The sequence below is a fragment of the Prosthecobacter sp. genome (genome assembly GCF_049294395.1).
GTDB lineage: Bacteria > Verrucomicrobiota > Verrucomicrobiia > Verrucomicrobiales > Verrucomicrobiaceae > Prosthecobacter.
Map to the genome: position 1 here is coordinate 56,405 of NZ_JBAQCR010000167.1, position 19,880 is coordinate 76,284.

Below are 19,880 nucleotides of genomic sequence, written 5' to 3' on the forward strand. Positions count from 1 at the left end.
GGCGATGAAATGAGCATTTGAAATTCGAGATTTGGGTTTGATGCTGCTGCCATGGGAATCCCCGGCCTCATCATGCTGCTCGTCATGGTCGTCCTTGTCGGCGCGGGCATCGGCATTGGTTTGTTTGCCTGCGCGATTGCAGCGGGGCTGGCAATGCTGGGGGTGGTGTCCAGTTCTGTGGCGCTGGGCTTTCTCACGAAGCGGCCTGCCACCGCGGTGCGGGCGCTGCTGCTGCAGTGCGGCATTCTGGCGGGCATTCCCGCCGGAGCGGTCACTGCCTGGGTGGGCCGGTCAGTGCTGGAGCATGTGGATGAGAGCTGGATGATCGCCGTGTATGGCGGCATCGGCGGGGCGTTTGCAGGCGCGATGCTGGCGCTGCTGCTGGACTTTATTTTCCGCCGCACGCATGCGTGGGTGGAGCAGCGAGTGAAGCAGAAGGCGCTGGTGGGTTAGGCGGTGTGGAGCGACTGAACCTGGGGGCTGGATTGGGGACCGGAGAGTGAAAGGAGAGGTTCTTTGGAAGCTGTTTGCTCGAACCAAGCTTCCAGATTCCGGCTAAAGCCGGGACTACAATACGTGCGCAGGGCGGTTTTAGGTTTTGGGAAGATGCGGAGGCTTCCAGAACGGGCTAAAGCCCGAACTACGTACTCAGAACGGAGAAGTTGCTAGGGCTGCTTTTCCTGCTCACGGAACTGCGTGGGGGTGAGCTTGGTCATTTTCTTGAAGTCCTTGGAGAAGAAGAACTGATCGTGGTAGCCGACCTGGCGGGCGATTTCTTTGACGGGATCGTCGGATTCAATGAGGCGGCGCTTGGCCTGATTGATGCGCTCACGCCGTAGCCAGTCGATGGGGCTGGTGCCGATGGCCGATTTGAACTGGCGGCTGAAGTGGCTTTCGCTCATGCCGCTGAGCTGGGCGAGCTCGATCACGCGCATGGGCAGATGGAAGTAGAGGCGCATGCGCTCCAGCGCCTTGGAGACGGCGGAGGGGAGCTCGGGCTGAACGAGGCCCGGCTCCGAGAGGCGCACGTGGAATGCGAGGCCGATGATGGAGGCGACGGCGGCGCTGGCGAGAGCGGCATCGCTGGGGCGGGTGCCGCTCATGTACTGGAAGGCGCGCTCAAACTCCTGCTTCACCGCCTGCTCATTGATGCCTTCGAGAACGGGCTGCGAGCGCACTTGCAGGAGTTCGGCGATGCGGTCCAGGGATCTGCCCTCGATGCGCATCCAGTAGAGCTCCCACGGATCTTTTTTTGCGGCACCGTAGATGTGCGGGTGATGGCAGTTCACCCATAGCAGCGCACCGGGTCCGACGGCATGCCGTTTGCCTGCGATCTGAACCCAGCCGCAGCCTCTGAGGCAGAGGATCAGCTCATGACCGGGGTAGGTTTCACGCTCGATGCGGTGCTCGAAACCCGCCTTCAAATGGCCCGCACGCACCACGGAATAGAACAAATCACGCTGCCAGTCGGCGGGTGTGGCATAAAGATTCGTCATGAAGACGGTTTCTTGGAACAGCGTAGCCATGGCCGGATAATACATTCAGCAGCACGCGGGTGTCGAGCATTGAATTGCGTCCGGAACCCCACGGAGGGGGAAAATCCTTTTGCAGCAGAGGGTGCAAAGCGGCATACTTAATCCCCCGCTGCGCACTTAATTACCCCCGCGCACGCACTTACCCACACACCATGCCCACTTACGATTACGAATGCCAGACGTGCGGCCACAAGTTTGAGGCCAAACAGTCGATGAAGGATCCGCATCTCACGGACTGCCCGAAAGAGGGCTGCCCAGGTCCGGTGAAGCGCCTGATTGGACTGGGCTCAGGTTTCATCTTCAAAGGCAACGGCTTTTACATCACGGACTACCGCAGTGATTCGTACAAAGCGGCGGCGAAGAAAGATTCTGAAAGCGCCTCAGCCTCCACGAGTTCGACACCGGCTCCGGCGGCCACTCCGCCGGCACCTGCCAAGACCTAGGGCGCCTAGACCTGAGCCCGCATTTACCCCCCACCCCTGCCGCCGTGATTCGCCACCTGTTTCAGACTTTGCGGCTGCTTGGGATCAGCCTGCTGGCCGGAGCCACCTGGGTGGCTTACCGACCGGCCGATCTGCCCAATGTCGCCGCGCCAAGCAATGCCAAGACGGATGACCTGCTGGACAGCCTGCGCCAGACGACGATCAAACGTGCAGCGGTGGTGGAGATCAGCGAGGCTGAAATCAACCGGCATCTGGCCACGACGCTGTCAGGGAAAATCCCGAGCATGCTTGGCAGCTGGGTCAGTTTTGAAGGCGCACGAATTGATCTGGAACCTGACAGAGCCCGCTTGTTCGTCATCTGGAAGCTCAAGGGCTACACCCACACGGCGAGCGTGGATCTTGCCATCAGTCGTGACGATAAAAACTTTCGCGTGGAGGTGCTGCGTGGTGCTTACGGCCATCTGCAAATGCCACGTGGCATGATGCGGCCGCTCTACCCGTCCCTGGAGGCGCTGGCTGAGGCGCTGGACCCGGAAATTCGAGCCTTGTTTCAAATGACCCAGATCACCATCGCCAAGGACAAGCTCGTGCTCGATCCCCGTTTCCCTCCCGCATGAACCGCCGTTTCCCATCCGTCCTTGCGAGCGTGCTCTCGTATGCCTGCGCCACACTGCTTGCGGTGGGTCAGACACCCGCACCTCCGGCACCACCGCTCACGCAGGCGCAAAAGGAAGCTGCGGCTGCCATTGAGGCACCGAAGACTGCTGTGGCGCCGGCGCCGGCCCCGCCCCAGCCAGGCCAGTTGCAGAATGGAGTTCCTGCCAAGCCTGCGGCGGAGACACCCGCAGCTCCGGCGGCATCTGATAATTCCGCCAGCAAAATGCAGGTGCTGGAAGCCGTCACCCAAAAGCCTGCGGTCAAAGAAGTGCCGCGGGTGGGGACTCCTGCGGACAAGCTCCCCGTCACCAGTTCCACCAGCACGAGCCGACAGTTCATCGTGCATGGGAAAGTGTTTGAGACTCGCAGCGCGATGTCCACGCGCTGTGAGGAAGTTTCCCAGGAAGTGCGCAAGGTGCTCAATGACAAGGAGCCGTGGGTGCTGCCGATCGTCGTGCTGCTGAACACGGGTGAGGAGGCGGCGAAATCAAAAGGACCGCCGATCAGCACCACCATTTCCGAGCTTAGCTTCGGCGGCTTTCACCTGCAGGTGACGATCAATGAAGGGCCTGGTCTCAAAGCGGAGGATCTGCGCAAGGAGCTGGTGCGTGCGCTGCTGGCCGAGCGCATTCTGCGCAATCACCAGAAGATCGAGACGCCAAAGGAGCGTCTGCTGCTGCCTGACTGGATCATGACCGGCGTGCTGCACGCGCTGGACTTCCGTGCCAGCCCAACGCCCAGCGCGATGTTTGCGACGCTGTTCCGCAGCGGCAAGATCTATGGCATCGAGGAGATCATCGAAGCTTCTCCGGTGGAGATGGACAACCTGTCCCGCACGATTTACGAGACCTCCTGCTGTGCCCTGGTGCTGGCGCTCGTGGATCAGCCCAGCGGACCCCAGAGCCTGAACAAGTTTCTCAATTCCCTCGCGAGCGACCCACGCTCCGAACGTGAGCTGCTCAGCGCCGCCTTTCCAAATTTTGCCGCCTCGGCCTCAAGCCTGAACAAGTGGTGGTCGCTCCAGCTTGCCTCGCTGGCCAATCCCGGTGTCGGCGAACCCCTCACTGCGTCTGAGAGTCTCAAGGCCATTGAGGAAGCGATCACCATTCACTACGAAGCACTTCCCTCCGCCGTCCCGAAGAATGTGAAGCTGCACCCGTTTGTCATCCCGGCACCCTTGGCAGTCATCCCGGCCGGCGAATCCCATCCGGAGCCCCACACGGCTGCGGCGCCGGCCAAGCCCAAGACCAAAGAAGCCACCGCCGAAGCCAAGGACGAGCCGGGAGAGGAAGATCCCAAAGCGAAACGCAGCTTCCTCCGGCGCATGCTTTTCCTGGGAGATGCCAAAGAAAAAGAAAGCGAAGCCAAGGATGGTGACAAACCGGCCAAGACGGCTGACGAGAAAATGCCGCCAGCAGAGGAGGAAAAGAAACCGGGTTTCATGGGCCGTCTCTTTGGTGCGGGCAGTGACGATAAGAAGACGCAGGATGAGCCAAGCGTGAAGGAGACCACAGCCAAGGTGGCTGCCAAAGCGGCTGAAACTCCTGCCTCAGACGAAAAAGAGAAGAAGGCGGAGGAGGAAAAGAAGCCCGGTTTCATGGGCCGTCTCTTCGGTGCTGGCGGTGATGAAAAGAAGACGCCGGATGAACCAAGCGTCAAAGAAAGCACAGCCAAGGTCGCTGCGAAGCCGGCTGAATCTCCTGCTGCTGTCGAAAAGGAGACGAAGGCAGAAGAGGAGAAGAAGCCTGGCTTCATGGGGCGCCTTTTCGGTGCCGGCAGTGACGAGAAGAAGCCTGAGGACAAACCGGCTGTGAGCGCGCCTGCAGATAAAAAGACGGCTGAAAAAGAGAAAGCGGCCGCCATCGAAAAACCGAAGGTGCCTGCCAAAAAAGAACCGGAAGCCAAGGAAGAGCCGAAGGAGGAGAAGAAGCCCACCAAGCTCAATCCCATGAACTGGTTCCGTGGCGGCAAAAAAACTGAGGAGAAGAAAGAAGAGACTCCCGCCAAGGAGAAGGAGGCATTTCTCACACCGCCGGACACTTTGGAGGTCGCTCGTCTGATCTCGCCCATGATGGCGGATGCGTGGCAAATGCTGGCACCTGCCGCCGCGCGTCCGACTGCGGAGCCGCTGTTTGATTTCCGCAAGCGCAAGCCCAAGGCCGAAGAAGCCCCCAAAGAGGAAGCGCCTGCCCCGAAAACGGAGGAGGACAGACCACCCGTCAAGAAAAGCAGCAAGCCGCGCACGACGAACCCCAATTCCAAACCGGCCTCCAAATCATCCGCCAATCCTGCGGACAAACCGCAGACCAGCAATCCAAACGCCAGACCCCTGCCGCCCGAACAGATGAAAGTCGTGGCCGCAGCCAACGCTGACGCCTCGACCACGCTGGTGCCTGTGAGTTTGCCGCTGGAAGAGTACCAGCACATCCTCAAGCACCCGGATCGCGCCAAAATACTGGCCTACAACACCGCCTCACTGCGTGCCCTGGAGCTGCGTGTCAGCATCCTGTTCCGTCCTGTGATTCGAGGCTATCTGGTGGCAGTGCATGACATTGAAGCCGGGAGAACCAAGGACATGGACAAGCGCCTCGCCGCGCTGCATGAATTTGCGCTCGTCGCGTATCAGAAGTCCATCGCTGTGCGCGACTACCTTGACTGGTTTGAAGCCAGTGAAAGCGGTCGCCTTTCCGGCAAGTTTGACGACTTCCTGAATCTGCCCGCCACCATCAAGAAAGAACTCCCCGTCCGCACCGATCCGATCTCGAAGTATCTGGATGCGATCGACAAGGAGTTTACGAAGTAGGCTCAGTTCAGGCTCACATCTTCAGGCATGCCGGCCATCACCTTGTAGACCGGCCCCATGTCCTTGAGAATAGCGGACCACATCTGCGTCGGTTTTTCGACGGTGAGCACGAGCGGACGTGCGGTGGTGGTGATCCAGGAACGGACTTCGAGCTCGCTTTCCAGCTGTCCGCCGCTCCAGCCGGAGTAGCCGACGAAGCCGCGCACGTCATGACCGAGGCTGAGCGCATGCAGGGCATCTGTCACTGACAGGTGTGTCTGGCAGCGCAGGGTGCGGCGGCGCTTGTTCCAGTGCAGCGCGGCAAAGGCGAGCTTGTCGGTGGAAACCGGGCCGCCCATGAAGACGGGAACCTCACCGAGCGGGCCTAGATCCTGATCTGGCAGGAGATCAGCGACGCATTGCTCCAGCGGCCGGTTCAGGATGTAGCCAAAGGCGCCGTCCTTCGCGTTGTGCGCCGCCATGAAGACCACGGAGCGGGCAAAGTTGGAGTCACGCATGGCCGGTGAGGCGAGCAGGAGGCTTCCACTGAGGGAAGACGATGATTCGTTGGTGTGTTCCGAATTCATATCGATGTCTGACGCAATAACTACGCCAGTCACTCAATTGCCATCAAAAAAAACGCGCGCTGAATTTTAAGTTCAGCGCGCGTCTGTTGAGATCAGAGCATCCGGATGCTTACGCAGCGGCCACTTCGAAACCCTTGCGGTAGGTTTTCGTGAGCAGCTTGTCAGCCTCGGGGGCGTTGGTGAATTTCAGATTGGCGGCGTCCCACTCGAGGACCTTGTTTGCCTCCTCCATGCGGCCCGTGATGGGGTCGATCTTCGGAATGGCGAGGCGTGTGGCCACGTTGCCAAGCTGCACGGTTTCCGCGAGCGGGCCGGCGTAGTGGAAACCATCGCTGGTCTTTTTGCTGGCGAGGCAGGCGTCCACCCAGGTGTGCCAGTGGCTGCGGCCTTCCTCCTTGGGATATTTGAAGCCGGTGAACTTGTCGAGCGGGTAGAGGCGGGGACCGGCCACGTGGGCGAGCACCATGGTGCCGCCTTCGCCGATGAAGATGGAACCGCTGCCGGGGAGATCCACGTCTCCGGGCATCTGCGCGAGCTTGTGGCTGGGTTTGAGGCCGCCATCCATCCAGGTGAGCTTCATCGTCTTGCCGGCGGTGTATTGAGTGCCGGGGAAGACGTAGTTGATGGTCTCGTGTGTGGGCCAGATCTGATTATTGATGCCGCTGTTCTTCGCCTGAATGCTGATGGGCGCGGTGAGATCGAGCGCGGTGAAGACGGGGTCCATGATGTGGCAGCCGAAGTCGCCGAGGCCGCCGCCGCCGAAGTCCTGCCAGTCGCGCCAGATGAAGGGATGGTAGGCAGGTGCGTAGTCACGCATCGGAGCCGCGCCGATCCAGAGGTCCCAGTTCAAATTGGCCGGGGCCTGAGCGGGCGGCGGCGGCTGGAACATGCGGGTGCGCTCGTTGCCCGTGACGCCCACCCATGAATAGACTTCTTTGATTTTGCCGATTGCGCCTTCCTTGATGAGGCGTGTGCCCATGCGGTACTCGATGGAGGAGTGGATCTGATTGCCCATCTGCGTGGTGAGATTCTTCTTCTCGGCCCACAGCTTCATCTGCCGTGCCTCCCAGACGGTGTGGGCGAGGGGCTTCTGGCAATAGATGTGCTTGCCCTTCTGCATGGCAGCCACGGCCACCGGGGCGTGCATGTGATCGGGAATGCCCACGGTGACGGCATCGAAGCCATCTCCCAGGGTGCTGAACATCTCGCGATAGTCGGAGAAATGCTTCACGCCAGGGAACTCCGCGTCCGCTTTGTCGAAGCGATTTGCATCCACATCGCAGAAGCCGACGAACTTTACTGAGGCATGAGAGCCCACGTTGTGCAGGTCGCTGTAGCCCATGCCATTGACGCCGACGCAGGCGACCTGGAGCTTGCTGTTGAGGTTCTGACCACGGACGAAGGCCGGAAAGGCGACAGCGGCGGAAGCAAGTGTGGAGTTCTTGAGGAAGGAGCGGCGAGAGGTGGGCATGATCTTCGATGGATTAGAGTGACTCCCACTTACGCTGCCACAACGGACTCTTTGTCTCCAAAGACAAAGAAGGGCAGTTTAGTACCATGAGCGGTTGGAAAAGAATCTGGATCAAAGTCACTCAAGCTTTCCATCCGCCCCTTCCCCGCCACCTCAGCGTTTCTTCGCGCGCTGAAAACGGCTCTGGCGCTCTTCGGCGGAGACTTGGGGAGGCTTTCTCTCGAAAGAGCCATGCTGGGATGCCTGCTTGAGCGCGGGCGGGATCAGGCACCGATACCCGCAAACAATTCAGCGATGTCCACGCTCACTGCTGGCAGGGCGGTGCTCTGAAGGAGGGAGCCTTCGGTGATGCGGAGCAGGGTCTGATAGCGGCCAGCAGAGGGATCGCGATAGCATTCGATGCAGCGTTCTTGACCATTTACAATCCAATATTCGACCACGCCGTTTTCTGCATAGAGGTCGGCCATTTCACGGTCTTCATTGAGGCTGGAAACAGACACCTCAACAACGAGGAGGGCCGTAGTCGGATGACTTTGAAAATCCACCTCTTTTCCTGCCACCACTGATATATCAGGCTCTGGCTCTGAATCAGTGAAGGTCAGCGGATCCTCCTTGCGAACCCACATTTGACCTCCCACGAGCTTTTGAAGCAAGGCGAACATTCTCGCGGACAGCTTGGTATGAATGATGGACCTGCTTCTTTTTTCGACAATCACCCCCTTGATGAGTTCAGCCCGTGCTGGAGCAAGACCGGTGGCGATCATTTGATGCCACGCATGGATGGCCAATGGCATAGAGCACTGTTCAAAGCCTGACTGTCTCATGGGAACCAATGATTGATTTTAAGTCCAGCTCAAAGACACGCAAGCCTTCATCCGAGCGTTTCCCGGAGTGCCTCCAAGGTGGTTTTGCATCATCGTTTCTTCGCCCGCTGAAAACGGCTCTGGCGATCGGCATCAGTGATGGGTTCGGGTTTTGTTTCCGACGCCACTGAAGTGGTTTGGGGCGCTTCAGGCTGTGGCGTTTGCTGCAGGCGCTGCTGATGCTGCAGAGCTTCGCGGGTGGGTTTGACGACTTTGGGGCGCTGCCGGGCTTCGGCATGGGCCCATTGCGGCAGCTTCCAGCCGGTGCGAGTCACGAAGGCTTCGAAGAGGAGCAGCAGCAGGGTGGTGATGAGCAGATATAGACCTAGATCCGTGAAGCGTGGAATGGTGGGGCTGCGCCAGGCCTGGCTCATTTCGAGCAGTTCGCGACCGCCACTGGTTTGGGAGACGCGGCGCAGTTCCTCCACGCGGGACTCATCGAAGGCCCACTCGGTGCTGGTGCCGACGATGGCGGGACCGAAGCTGATGGCCTGACCGCCGACCTGCACGGCGCCACGCACCATTTCACCTTCGGGAAGTTCGGTGCTGGTCTGGAAATGGCCGGGGGCGACACGCTCCCAGGCGAGCTCATGCGAGCCTTCGGCGCGCAAGCCATGCGCGAGCACGACACGCGGGGCTTTGGTGCGCAGTTTGGGCTCCCATTCTTCATCGTAGAGGAGATCCAGCGTGAGGGTGTTGCCGTCAATGCGGTGCCGGACACCGATGCCGGGCGGCACGGTCTCACCCATGAGCCAGCGCACCTGGGTCTGCAGAAAGTCGCCGTATTTGGGCCAGTCGCGTACGCGCTGGGAGTGCTCGCCGCCGAGGGGAAAACTGACGGCGGCCGTGCGGCCGGTGCCGCGAGGCCCAAAAGCGACGAGCGGTGCTGCGTATTCATCCTGCGTGATGAGCGCCTGGCTGGCCCAGTCACGCAGGTAGCTGAGATTGAAACCATCCACTTCCTTGGGCCACTCAAAGGCCTGGCTGCTAATCTCAAACCAGCCGCCTGCCGCCTTGGTGGCGACGGGTTCCGTGATGAAGGCGCTGCGTGCCACGGCGACGGTTTCCTGGCTGAAGATGCTCGGGAGTTCCTCGGCTTTGTCGGTGTAGAAAATGCGGCCTTTGCCGCGCTTGGCGATGTCATCGAGCAGCCAGGCGTCCACATCCTTGCGGGTGCCGAGGGCGATGACACTGACGGTGCCGCCGTTCTTGATGATGTCTTCGATCAAGATCTGGTAATCGTCCGGCTGCTCGGAGTCGGCGGCGTCTGAGAAGAGAATAATGTGGCGCTGGCCGACGGGCGCGGATTTGAGCTGATCCCATGCGGCTTTGAGGCCGTTGTAAACATAGATGCCACCGCCGGTGCTTTCGATGCGGCGCACGGCGCTCTCCATTTTTTCGCGGTTGGGGCCCACCTGCTGGAGCGGCACCATTTCATGGGCCTCGCTGTCCACGGCATAGACTGCCAGCAGATCCTGCGGGCCGAGGAAGCGGATGGCATTCGCTGCACCCTCGTCGGCGAGCTGCATTTTGGTGAAGCCGTTCTGCACGGTCATGCCCATGGAGCCGCTGCGGTCCATCACGATGGCCATGGCCACCATGAGCTTGCGGTGCTCCTGCTTCATTTCGAGGGACACCGGAAGCAGTGGATCGAGTGGAGATTCGAAGTAGCCGCCTGCTGCAAAGCTTTGTTTGCCACCGGCCATGAGGATGCTGCCGCCCTGCTCACGCACATAGAAATCCATGGCCGGGAGAAACTCGGAGGGCAGCTCGAATGCGGGGACATTGTTGAAGATGACGCACTTCACTCCTGCCAACTGACCCGGACGCAGGGAGCGCAGCTCCGTGACGGTCTCGACGGTGAAGCCCTGCCGCTGCAGAGTGGCTGCGACGGGATCGTTGGTGTATTTGGTGAGCAGCAGAACGCGAGGACCGCCGGCGATTTCGATCATGGCCTCGTGGCGATTGTTGCCCGAATGCGCGTCCTTGCCGGGCTGGATGATGGCCTCGTAATGCGCCACACCGGCAGCGGGCAGGCGGTCGGTGAAGCGGATCATGCCGCTGCCGAGTTTCACGGCCACTTCGCTTGTTTTGAGTTCTCGCCCGTTGCGCAAGAGTGTGAGGGGGACCTTGCCATCGGTGGTGCCACGCAGTTCGATTTCGATCAGAAAGGGTTCGCCCAACTGCGCGCGCGCAGGGAGCTTCATGGCGGAGACACGGTAGTCGGTGGTCTCGATTTCGCGGGCGAGGCGGTAGTCCAGCTCCACGCCCTGCTGCGTGAGTTTGGAGGCGAGACCTGTGAGGGGCTCGGTGGAATAACCGTCGGTGATGGCCAGGATTCGCGCCGGCCTGCCACGGCCTTCACGTTGGGCAAAAGCGAGCGCCTGAGTCACGGCCTGAGCGGTGCGCGTCTGAGTTTGATTGCGGGCATACATCTCCGCGCCTTCAGCACCGCGCTTCATCACCTCTGCTGCGTAGTTGAGGTAAAAGATCCGGTCTTCGCGGCCCCGGCTTTTTTCGAGCAGCTTCTCCCATTCCTGCATGCCCTTGGCCATCGGCTGCTCGGCTGAGGTGGAGGAGTCCAGCAGGACCCAGAGATCCACGCCGTCTGCGAGACGTCGCCATTGCGGTTGTGCCAGGGTCAGCGTGATCAAAGCGACGAGCAGCAGACGCACCGGCCGCATGAGCATGAGGCGTGGCAGGAGCCAGCCTGCCAGCAGCAGCACGGGCAGCAGCGCGAACCATTCTGGATGGCGGAACATCATAATGTCGGGGCCTCATTTTGAATGGCCGCAAAAAACTCAAAATGGCACAAAAAAGAGAGGGAGAGCAGGTTTCCGGAGGCAGCCCCTTTTTGCGACCTTTGCGTTTTATTGCGGCTCAAGAGGAGGTGTTTCATGCGCGTGATACCTCCTGGACTTCGCGTCTGGAATTTGTGAACCACCAACTGCCCAACAGCAGGAGCAGCAGGATGAGGAGCCACAACCGCCAGTTGGGATCGGCCTCGTGCAGGGTCTCGATCTGCACGGCTTTGATCTTGTCGAGTTCGTTGAAGGGCTTTGCCTGGGTGAGGTCGGCTTCGCGGGTGTCGGCGAAATGCGCCGCCGCAGTGAGGAGCAATGTTTCACCCTGACGCACGGTGAAGTGGCCGGGCTTTGCAGGCGCGCGCAGGAGACGGGCCTGTGCGAGGGGGATTTCCTGTTCTCCGAGTTTCAATGGCCCGGCTTCGGCATCCTGACGGTGGGCGACGACGAGGTGCTGGCGCACATCGAAATTCGCGGATTCGGGAGCGAGCTTGTCCGTGCGCAATTCTTCGAGAAAGCGATGCAGCAGCACGGCGAAGGCAGGGAGTTTGCGGGCGTTGGAAGTTTCCAGATCAAACAGGCAGATCAACTGGCGTCCGCCTGCGGGCATCATGCGCAGGACGATGAGCGGGCGCTCGCCCTGCCAGAGGAGGACGCGATCCTGCGACTGCCGAGGCATGGCTTTCGATTCGCGCACCAGCAGGCCCTGCCAGTTCAGTCCTTCCACGAGCGCATGGGGTTCGGCGACGATGCTGCCTTTGAGGTAGGGAGCGGTTTCGTCCGCCGGGGCTTGAAAAAAGCAGCCATGCCGCTGCTCCGGCAGGGCGAAGGTCGGTGTCATCACGGCGGCGACGAGATCTGACTCGCCCGGCACAGCGACCATGCGCAGATGCGCGTAGCGGCTGAACAACTCGGCGAGCAATGGCACTTTGCCTTCAAGCGGACAGAGTGAGAGCACCTTGGGCTGGGGACGCACGAGGGGCAGATCGTTGTCGAGTGATAGCGCGTCGTCGCTGAGGTGCAGCGCGATCTGCTGGATCTCACCGGCTGGGAAAGGACCCGAGAGCGTCTGGGTTTCACCGGGGCCGAGCTTGACTGGTTTCCAGGGAGACTCCGCAGCACCGGCCTGCGCACGCCACTGCCGCTCCTGCGCGGTGCGGCTGTAATTTTTCACCAGCGCATGCCACACCCACTGGCCGTCTTTTTCTTCCACCGTCACGCCCGCCCAGCCGACGTTGTCGGTTTCCTGGCCGACGGATACCACTTGTGCGCCAAAGAGCGGCGGCACTGGCAGAGGGTGATCCGTGACGAGCACCACGACGCCCTGCTGCCCGACGAGTCCGCGTGCGACGCGCAAGGCGGGAGTGAAATCATGCACGCCGAGCAGTGGCTCCCAATGATCGAGCGCCTGCCGCAGTTCACCAGCCAGCGTACCGTGATAGAGGCTGGGGGCTTCGGCATCTGAAGACAGCAGGGTGAGCTCTGCGCGTGCGAGAGGTCCTTCAAGCAGGCCGAGAACATCATCCACTGCTTTGACAGCAGGCGCGCGAAATGCCTGCATGCTTGCGGAGGTGTCCATCACGATGACGATGCGCTGCACGGCATCGTGTTTGAGCCAGCGGGGCTGCACGAGGAGCCAGGTGAGCAGCAGCACCATGAGCAATTGCAGCCAGAACGGGATGGATGTGCGCAGGCGCTCAAAGCGGCTGCCGGTGCGGCTCTCGCGCTTCATCTGCTGCAGCAGGAAGAGCGTGGTGGCGGGAACACGACGATTGCGCCGCTGAAGGAAATGAATGGCGATCACGGCCGGAAGACCAAGCAGCGCCCAAAGGCCCCAGGTGTTGGCGAGCGTGAGATTCATGCGGTTTCCACGGCTCCACTGGAAAGGCCTTCGAGTTGCAGCGCCTTTTGAAAGTCGGCCTCTGCTGACACACGGGCCAGTGCGATGCCGTGTTTCTGGGCGGCGGCTTTCCAAAGTTCAAAATGGCGGCGGTAGGCTGATTCGTAGCGTTGCAGCAGCGCGGCTTCGACCCGGTGCTCATGCGGCAGGCCGGTCTCGGGGTCGATGAATTCGTAGTTACCATCCCAGCCGGGATCGGCCTCCTCCTGCGCCTGCGGAGCGAAGACGATGCCGCGACCGCTGCGTGTGCTGAGGCAGGCGAGCATGGCTTCCGGTTCGGTGGCAAAGAGCAGGTCGCTGATGAAGACGCGCATGGCCCCGGCACGCAGGGGGAGACGATTGAGCGCGGGAGTTTCCTGAGTGGGGATCAAGGCGCTGACACGTGCGTGCCACTGGCCGCTGAGAATGACCTCGGGCTCCAGCAATTGGTGCTGTGATCCGGCGACGGCATAGCAGCGCAGGGTGGCGCCGGACTGCAGTGCGGACTCGATGGTGTAAGCAAACAATTCCAACGCACGCTGCTCCTTGGCGGCAAAGGCGAACATGGAGGCGGAGACATCGAGGATCACATCGACGAGCGGGCGCACCTCCTCGCGATAGAGCTTCATCGAGTAGGTGCCGGTGCGGGCGTAGGCCTGCCAGTTGATCTGGCGTGGATCGTCACCGGGCAGGTAGAGGCGATGGTCCTGGAAGTCGAGGCTGCTGCCGGTGCCGCTGCCGAGAAACTCACCCGCATGGCCACGCCAGCGCTGCTGACGGAAGGGCAGCTTCAGCACGCGCGCCCAGCCACGTGCGCGGACGTGCAGCGTGCGCAATGCGCCGGCATCTTCAAGCAGCGTCATGAGTGCGAGGGGTTTCCTGAGCGGCTTGCTCAAGCGCTTCGGATTCGAGCGTGGTGTAGGTTTTGAAATTTGAGGCAGCACGCACTATGGCGACGAGGAGCCAAATTGCGCTGAACATACAGCCAAGGACCATGAGTCCTTCACAGTTGCTGTAGCCCACGCACTCGACTCCAAACAACGTGGTGATGGGGGTGAAAATGCCGATGACGCCCAGCTCACGTGCATTCATAGTGAAGCAAAAAAGCGACAGCAGGATCCCGCAGATCACTGAGCAAAACTGCACCACCCACCAGTTTACAAAGGTGTTCGTGCGGTTGATGCGCAGGATCACCGGCACGAAGACAGCCAGGAGCAGGCAGACCATGTAAACGCCCGGGCCGTCGTCCCAATCCCAGGAAGAATGCCTGAGAGTGATGCCAGCCATGATGCTCAACGCCATCAGACACATAACGGCGGAGAAGATCACGCCGGAAGCCCAGCCAGGATACAGGAGTCTGCCTGCCAGCCTGCCAAAACGCCCGCGCCGTGCCAGCACTGCCACAGCCGTGGGGTAGCGCGGCATTTCCTCCGTCAGCACATCCATGCAAACGATGAGCGTCAGGACCATGAGGGGAATGAAGGCCCAAAAAGCCACATCGGGATCGGTGTTGAGAGAACACAGCAGCAGGCCCGTCACCATCAAAGCGCCGTGGACGGCCAGTGCGATGAGGCGTTTCAACGTGCTGTGATTCTCTGAGGGTGGAGCGATGCGTGAGGAGCCGAGCGCCAAAAAGTAATACACGGCATACACCACCAGAGCCAGAATGCCGCCAATGAGGCTGCACTGCTCCCATAGAGCGAGCGCAAAGAATTCGCGCACCATCGAGTCTGCCTGTGATGCCGAGACGAGGAATGCGGTGAAAAACCCCAGTGGGACCGCCCCCGCACCCACGCAGAGCGCCAGAAAGATGCGCAGCAACAAGGGGCCCTGAGAAGAAAAGGACAGCAACGCCGCCGTAATGACCCCGGAGCCGAGAGCCAGCATCACCAGCGCCACGACCTCCTGCAGAATTTCCACGCCACCAAAGAAGTAGCGTGCGACCATGTAGGGAAGAATGGAGCCTGCGACCAGAAGCGTCTGGCTGTAGAGCGCAACCCATTTGCCATAGAGGATGCGGAATGACGCGATGGAGGTGAGCGTCAGCATGTCCAGTGTGCCATCCGCAGCTTCGGTATGCAGGGCGGCAAAGCCACGCAGCGGCATGACCGCCAGCAACATGAAACCTGCGATCCCCCAGAAGATGCCGTTCACCGCCTCCACTGGCGCACCCAATGTCACCGTGATGAGAAGCAGGATGATGAAAGTGTGGAACAGGATCAGCGCCGAGGTGAAGAACCGCGTGCGCAGGCCCTGGCGCAGCTCCTTGACGACGATCGGGCTGAAGCGATCGCTGAAATCACGCAGCATGGGCAGAGCGGCATTCATGTCAGACTGCGGTGCCTCCTTTAACAGCGTGAACCATGCGCCAGCCTTCCTGCCGCGCAGCGCGTGCGTGCCGCCAGGCGAACACTGCGGCAATCAGCAGCAGTGCGGGCCAGATGGAGGCGGAGAGCATACCTAGCTGGAGAAGGGCCGCCTTGTCCCCCGCCTGTGCGGTCTTGTAACCCGATGTCAAAAACTGCGGGAGTGCGCAGGTGAACCAAGCTGTGGCGCTCCTCATGCTCAACGACGCCAGCAGCGGAATGCCCAGGATCGCGATCATCAAATTTACAATCAGCCAGAAGATGATGAAAGGCGGCAGCAGATCACGCGACTTGCGCGTGGAAAACAGCTGGACCAAGACCGCTATCATCCAGATCCCGGCAGCACTCACGAAGACCAGCTTGGCCTCCTCCACACTGCGCGTCCACCCAACGTAGACCACCACCAGCGACACCATCAGAGCCGAGTAGACCAGACCTGTGACCCAACCCGGCGCCAGCAGCCACAGGGCGACACGGCCCGGCCAGCCGCGCTGATAAAAGGCGGCATACACGGAGGGCACTTCGTTCACGCGCTCGGTCAAGGCGTCGATCATCAGCAAGGTGAGCACGCCCGCAGCGATCATGCCTATGTCGGCTCCTGACCCGGTCAGCCAGCCCAGCAGCAGCAACGAAAGGATCATGACCAAATGCACAGAGCGCTTGACCACGCTCAGGAGCGAAGCGCTCGGCGCGATGCGCGTGGCCGCCAGGCTGAGAAAGAAGAAAATCGCCCACGCCGCCATTCCCACCACCAGCAGCGCGGAACTGGCTCCGCCCGACTTGGTGAAGAACGTCACCATCGAGCCCGAAGTGGTACTGGTTCCCACGCGTGTCATCACCATGAATGAAAACGCGCCACAGCCGCCGATCATCAGCGGCAGGAAAACAACGACGGCCCGCAGCCAGAACTGACGCTGGGTGGAGAGCGCCACGATCACCGCCGCAATCACGACGCCGGCCAGCCATTTGTAAAACAGCGCCGCGATCTCGCCAAAGAGATCCAAACCGCCAAACACAAAACGTGCGACCACGTAAGGCATGATGCTGAGCATGAGCAGCAGAGACTGGGAGGCGATGGCGGCCCATTTGCCGAAGATGATACGCCCGGCTGAAAGACGTGTGAGCGCCAGCATGTCCAGCGTGCCGGACTTCAACTCATCCGCCACGGCGGAAAATCCGCGCAGAGGCATGATGATGCAGAGCACGAGTGTGACGATGCCATCAAACCATCCGCTCACCACGGCGGCATTTTCCGCCCCGGCGCTCATGAGCGTGAGCAGCACCAGCATGATGTGCAGCGTGAGCAGCACACCGCCGAACAAGCGAGTGCGCAGCCCCTGCCGCAGTTCCTTGACCACCATCGGTGAGAGGCGGTCGGGAAAATCCGTGATGGCAAAGGAAGCGTTCATGCTTGGGATGGCGGCAAAGAAGCGCCAAAAGCTGCAAAAATGAGGAGCCGGTGATGATGCATTATTTTGCGTCCTCCGTGATTTTTGGCGGCAACCCTCCAGGCGGCGGAGCTTTGAAGGTGTTCTTGTCGATCTGACCGAGCATGTCGATGAAGGCGTCTTCCAGACGGCGCTCCTCGCGGTGGTAGTCCAGCACGGGGAGGCCGTCCTGGACCATGCGGCGCAGCACTCCTGCCAGGGTGGCATCGTCCGTGGACTGAATGCGCAAACGCGCACCGCGCTTGGTCTCTTCTTCGACCTTGATCAGCGGAGCGGTGAGCGCCCATTCGATGAGCTTGGCGGGTTCGCCTGCGATCTGCACATTGACCAGTGTCTCGCCGGCGGTCTCGGTGCCGCGCATCATGCTTTCGGCATCGCCATGGTGAACGATGCGGCCTTTGTCGATGAAGAGAAGGCTGTCGCACATCTCGCCAAGTTCGCTGAGGATGTGGGAACTGATGAGGATGGTCTTACCCTCCTGCGCGAGAATGCGGATGAGGTTTTTGAGTTCGACGCGCGCCTTGGGATCGAGACCCGCCGCGGGTTCATCGAGGATGAGGATCTGCGGATCATGCAGCAGAGCGCGGCCCAGACAGAGGCGCTGGGTCTGGCCTTTGGACATCTTGTTGCTCATGCGATCTGCCAGCGGCGTGAGATCGGTGAAGTCCATCACCTCCTGGATGCGGCGGACACGATCCGCGCCTTTGAAGCCAAGGGCGCGCGCATAGAAGTCGAGGTATTCGAGCACGGTCATGTGCTCATAGGTGCCAAAGCTGTCCGGCATCCAGCCCAGCAGACGGCGCACCTTGGCCGGATGATGAACGACATTGTGCCCGCCCATGCAAACCCTGCCGCTGCCGGGAGAATCAAGCGTGGCCATGATGCGCATGGTGGTGGTTTTGCCCGCACCATTGGCACCGACGAAGCCGACCACCCGACCGTGATCAATGCTGAAGGACACGCCATCCACCGCCTTCAGGGTGCCGAAGGTGCGGTGCAGATCTTCCACCACGACCGCAGGCTGGCTGCGATCCATCTCGTGAGCGGGGGCGGAGTTTGAAACAGACGATGACATGAAGATCGAAGAGGCGGAGTTCAGGGCTGCGTGACCGGGCCGAAGACAACAATGCGATCGTCCTCCCAGCGGATGGAGGGCAGGGTGTCGAGTGTGAAATCCGGTGCCTTCCGGGCCTTGGCGACGAAGAAGGAGCGACGGTTCGTGGTGGTGTTGAGGGCAATCCGCAATGAGTCCACGGCAGGATTGACGGCGGCCTCACACCACAACCGTTGAGAGCTGTCATCTGCTTTGACCAGGGTGGCGCTCTGGCCGGTGCTCAGCGGTTTTTCGAGCCGCCAATGCGCGCCCGCTGGATCTGTGTAAAACAGTTCCTCCACCGTGAAGCCGAGCGCTGAGATCAGTGTCGGTGCGGCGTCAGGTGCGGCACCGGCCTTGAGCTCAAGGCGTGCACGCGTTGAGACGGCAGCACGCAGGACCTGCCCCTGCTCTGCGCGGCTTTGGAAGAAATTGCCGCGACGTTCACGTCCGTCCTGAGTCAGACTCGCGGACTGTGCGGTGGAGGTCTTTTTCAATTTTGCCCATGGCGAGTCCGGCATGACCAGGGGTTCGATCAGCACGGGCTGCTTCATCTCAAAGCCTGCACCCAGCAGCACGCCGGTACGGCTGACCTGCTCCTGAGTCACATAGGCCGCCGCTTCTCCGGGTTCGAGATTGATGACAACGAAGCGCCGCCCCACACCACCGGTGCCGTCCTGCACCAGGATCAGCACCACCATGACCACACTGGCACCGATGGACAGCAATGGCGTGGTGATGAACAGCTTGTGTCTCCTGCCAGCCGGAGCCAGCACGAAAAGATTCACCGGCCCCACCAGCATGCCGAAGACCACGAGAAACACAATCACCTGCCAGGAGGCAAAGCTGCGCGTGCCCAACAATTTCAGCAACGGCCATGCACCCACGGGGGCATGATCAGACCTGAGGCTGTTCACGCGCTGTTTTTCACCCCAGTAGCGATTTAGCGTCTGGCTTGCAGGCAGGGTCTTGCCATCCCAGCTCAAGGTGGCGATTTTTCCCAGCGATACCATGTGCGTGCCTGCACTGGCAATGTCTGGCAGCCCAAGCGATTCCGAGTAGGCCCCGGGCGACAGATACACATGCAGTTGCCCGCCCAGCCGCACCCATTCCAGCAGCGCACGCTTCACCGCAGGTTTCAATTTCTGCCAGTCGGTACTGCTGAGCAGGATGAAATCAAAACCGCTGTAGCCCAGCCATGCGTCGGGCAGGTCCGCCGGTTCAAAGCGACTGACAAAGTTCAGGCTGCCGCCGTAATAGCCCCCACGGCTAGAGCGCAGCTTTGCCTCCAGTTCCTTGTTGAGCTGAGTGATGCTGAACTCCGCCAGTGTCTCGCTGAGAGCCAGTGCTGGAAAACCGGCGATGCGGCTCTCGTGGTCAAACTTGGGCGACTCATCGAATCCGGTGCCGGAGATGCCCACCCGCATCACGTGGCCGGAGGAACCTGCGCCTCTGTCGTCATAGTCCACAGCCAGCGGCACCATGAACAAGGCCGACTGGGTGGAGCGCGCAGGCACGTCCACGGCAAAGCTGCTGTCGTGCTCGTTTTGCTGCCGGTAGTACTGGGTCTGCGAATGAAAATCAAAGCCCCAGCGCGCATTGCGACCGGTGCCGTTCGTCGCGACGATGCGCATGGGCGCATATCCCGAGGGAGGCAGCGGATCAAACACGCTGCGAACCTGCACGCGAGTGCCGGAGAGCGGATCGAGCTCCTCATTGGCGATGTTTTTCTGCGCATGCGCCGCCGTGGCCCCCAGCAGCAGCACGCCCAGAAGCAGGCGGTGAAAAGACTTCATGCGGCCTCCTTCAGGGTGCGTGGTGTCGCGAGGTTTTGCACGGGCACTTCAGCGAGGATGGCACGGACCACTCCGGCACTCGTTTTGCCATCCATACGGGCGGTGTAGTCCAGCAGCACACGATGATTGAGCACCGGCAGTGCCAGAGCCTGTACA

General features: G+C 60.9%; 15 protein-coding genes and 1 pseudogene. 4 read left to right on the forward strand and 12 right to left on the reverse strand.

From position 1 onward, the window contains the following. Positions 1-51 precede the first annotated feature (51 nt). The gene (locus tag WAW39_RS11375; RefSeq protein ID WP_422318837.1) at positions 52-453 is read left to right on the forward strand and encodes a hypothetical protein; all 402 of its coding nucleotides are present in this window, start codon (positions 52-54) and stop codon (positions 451-453) included. Positions 454-665: 212 nt separating this feature from the next. Here the strand turns inward: WAW39_RS11375 and WAW39_RS11380 are convergent, their stop codons facing one another. Then, the gene (locus WAW39_RS11380) at positions 666-1,526 is read right to left on the reverse strand and encodes an AraC family transcriptional regulator (RefSeq protein WP_422318839.1); all 861 of its coding nucleotides are present in this window, start codon (positions 1,524-1,526) and stop codon (positions 666-668) included. Between the two features lie 161 nt (positions 1,527-1,687). On the opposite strand from WAW39_RS11380, the gene WAW39_RS11385 reads away from it, so the two are divergent. From WAW39_RS11385 to WAW39_RS11395, 3 genes are read left to right on the forward strand one after another with little or no spacing between them, the layout of a single operon-like run. Then, positions 1,688-1,978, forward strand: coding sequence for an FmdB family zinc ribbon protein (locus WAW39_RS11385; RefSeq protein WP_422318841.1), 291 nt, complete (start codon positions 1,688-1,690; stop codon positions 1,976-1,978). Between the two features lie 44 nt (positions 1,979-2,022). Next, positions 2,023-2,595 carry a hypothetical protein gene (locus tag WAW39_RS11390; protein ID WP_422318843.1) on the forward strand — a complete coding sequence of 191 codons (573 nt, stop codon included), beginning with the start codon at positions 2,023-2,025 and terminating at the stop codon, positions 2,593-2,595. Further along, positions 2,592-5,438, forward strand: a complete 2,847-nt coding sequence (locus WAW39_RS11395; RefSeq protein ID WP_422318845.1) for a hypothetical protein — start codon at positions 2,592-2,594, stop codon at positions 5,436-5,438. Before WAW39_RS11390 ends, WAW39_RS11395 begins: the two co-directional genes overlap by 4 nt. A 2-nt stretch (positions 5,439-5,440) precedes the next feature. Here the strand turns inward: WAW39_RS11395 and WAW39_RS11400 are convergent, their stop codons facing one another. The 11 genes and pseudogenes from WAW39_RS11400 to WAW39_RS11450 all read right to left on the reverse strand — a co-directional run bounded on the left by WAW39_RS11400 (position 5,441) and on the right by WAW39_RS11450 (position 19,724). After that, the gene (locus WAW39_RS11400; protein ID WP_422318847.1) at positions 5,441-5,935 is read right to left on the reverse strand and encodes a YqgE/AlgH family protein; all 495 of its coding nucleotides are present in this window, start codon (positions 5,933-5,935) and stop codon (positions 5,441-5,443) included. A 178-nt stretch (positions 5,936-6,113) separates the two neighbouring features. After that, positions 6,114-7,475 carry a Gfo/Idh/MocA family protein gene (locus WAW39_RS11405; protein ID WP_422318849.1) on the reverse strand — a complete coding sequence of 454 codons (1,362 nt, stop codon included), beginning with the start codon at positions 7,473-7,475 and terminating at the stop codon, positions 6,114-6,116. 263 nt (positions 7,476-7,738) lie between these two features. Then, the gene (locus tag WAW39_RS11410) at positions 7,739-8,269 is read right to left on the reverse strand and encodes a Uma2 family endonuclease (protein WP_422318851.1); all 531 of its coding nucleotides are present in this window, start codon (positions 8,267-8,269) and stop codon (positions 7,739-7,741) included. A 119-nt stretch (positions 8,270-8,388) separates the two neighbouring features. Then, the gene (locus WAW39_RS11415; RefSeq protein ID WP_422318853.1) at positions 8,389-11,103 is read right to left on the reverse strand and encodes a VWA domain-containing protein; all 2,715 of its coding nucleotides are present in this window, start codon (positions 11,101-11,103) and stop codon (positions 8,389-8,391) included. Next, positions 11,100-11,237, reverse strand: a complete 138-nt coding sequence (locus WAW39_RS11420) for a hypothetical protein (RefSeq protein ID WP_422318855.1) — start codon at positions 11,235-11,237, stop codon at positions 11,100-11,102. The genes WAW39_RS11415 and WAW39_RS11420 overlap by 4 nt, the downstream gene beginning before the upstream one ends. Then, on the reverse strand, positions 11,234-13,003 hold the full coding sequence (locus tag WAW39_RS11425) for a BatA domain-containing protein (protein WP_422318857.1): 1,770 nt from the start codon (positions 13,001-13,003) through the stop codon (positions 11,234-11,236). Before WAW39_RS11425 ends, WAW39_RS11420 begins: the two co-directional genes overlap by 4 nt. Next, positions 13,000-13,728: pseudogene (locus WAW39_RS11430) on the reverse strand (DUF58 domain-containing protein); the annotation flags it as partial. The pseudogene WAW39_RS11430 and the gene WAW39_RS11425, both read right to left, overlap by 4 nt. Before the next feature lie 142 nt (positions 13,729-13,870). Next, positions 13,871-15,349, reverse strand: coding sequence for a hypothetical protein (locus WAW39_RS11435; RefSeq protein WP_422318859.1), 1,479 nt, complete (start codon positions 15,347-15,349; stop codon positions 13,871-13,873). Position 15,350: 1 nt separating this feature from the next. Beyond that, positions 15,351-16,796, reverse strand: coding sequence for a hypothetical protein (locus WAW39_RS11440; RefSeq protein WP_422318861.1), 1,446 nt, complete (start codon positions 16,794-16,796; stop codon positions 15,351-15,353). Positions 16,797-16,857: 61 nt separating this feature from the next. After that, positions 16,858-17,910 carry an ABC transporter ATP-binding protein gene (locus tag WAW39_RS11445; RefSeq protein WP_422318863.1) on the reverse strand — a complete coding sequence of 351 codons (1,053 nt, stop codon included), beginning with the start codon at positions 17,908-17,910 and terminating at the stop codon, positions 16,858-16,860. 20 nt (positions 17,911-17,930) lie between these two features. After that, positions 17,931-19,724: a hypothetical protein gene (locus tag WAW39_RS11450; RefSeq protein ID WP_422318865.1), complete on the reverse strand. Its 1,794-nt coding sequence runs from the start codon at positions 19,722-19,724 to the stop codon at positions 17,931-17,933. Positions 19,725-19,880: the final 156 nt, after the last annotated feature.

Excerpts from the sequence above, each read along its gene's own strand:
- WAW39_RS11385 (WP_422318841.1), top strand. The coding sequence starts at position 1,688 with ATGCCCACTTACGATTACGAATGCCAGACGTGCGGCCACAAGTTTGAG.
- WAW39_RS11380 (WP_422318839.1), bottom strand. The coding sequence starts at position 1,526 with ATGGCTACGCTGTTCCAAGAAACCGTCTTCATGACGAATCTTTATGCC.
- WAW39_RS11410 (WP_422318851.1), bottom strand. The coding sequence starts at position 8,269 with ATGCCATTGGCCATCCATGCGTGGCATCAAATGATCGCCACCGGTCTT.
- WAW39_RS11440 (WP_422318861.1), bottom strand. The coding sequence starts at position 16,796 with ATGAACGCTTCCTTTGCCATCACGGATTTTCCCGACCGCCTCTCACCG.
- WAW39_RS11415 (WP_422318853.1), bottom strand. The coding sequence starts at position 11,103 with ATGATGTTCCGCCATCCAGAATGGTTCGCGCTGCTGCCCGTGCTGCTG.
- WAW39_RS11450 (WP_422318865.1), bottom strand. The coding sequence starts at position 19,724 with ATGAAGTCTTTTCACCGCCTGCTTCTGGGCGTGCTGCTGCTGGGGGCC.
- WAW39_RS11425 (WP_422318857.1), bottom strand. The coding sequence starts at position 13,003 with ATGAATCTCACGCTCGCCAACACCTGGGGCCTTTGGGCGCTGCTTGGT.
- WAW39_RS11405 (WP_422318849.1), bottom strand. The coding sequence starts at position 7,475 with ATGCCCACCTCTCGCCGCTCCTTCCTCAAGAACTCCACACTTGCTTCC.
- WAW39_RS11435 (WP_422318859.1), bottom strand. The coding sequence starts at position 15,349 with ATGAATGCCGCTCTGCCCATGCTGCGTGATTTCAGCGATCGCTTCAGC.
- WAW39_RS11400 (WP_422318847.1), bottom strand. The coding sequence starts at position 5,935 with ATGCGTGACTCCAACTTTGCCCGCTCCGTGGTCTTCATGGCGGCGCAC.
- WAW39_RS11445 (WP_422318863.1), bottom strand. The coding sequence starts at position 17,910 with ATGTCATCGTCTGTTTCAAACTCCGCCCCCGCTCACGAGATGGATCGC.
- WAW39_RS11420 (WP_422318855.1), bottom strand. The coding sequence starts at position 11,237 with ATGAAACACCTCCTCTTGAGCCGCAATAAAACGCAAAGGTCGCAAAAA.
- WAW39_RS11395 (WP_422318845.1), top strand. The coding sequence starts at position 2,592 with ATGAACCGCCGTTTCCCATCCGTCCTTGCGAGCGTGCTCTCGTATGCC.
- WAW39_RS11375 (WP_422318837.1), top strand. The coding sequence starts at position 52 with ATGGGAATCCCCGGCCTCATCATGCTGCTCGTCATGGTCGTCCTTGTC.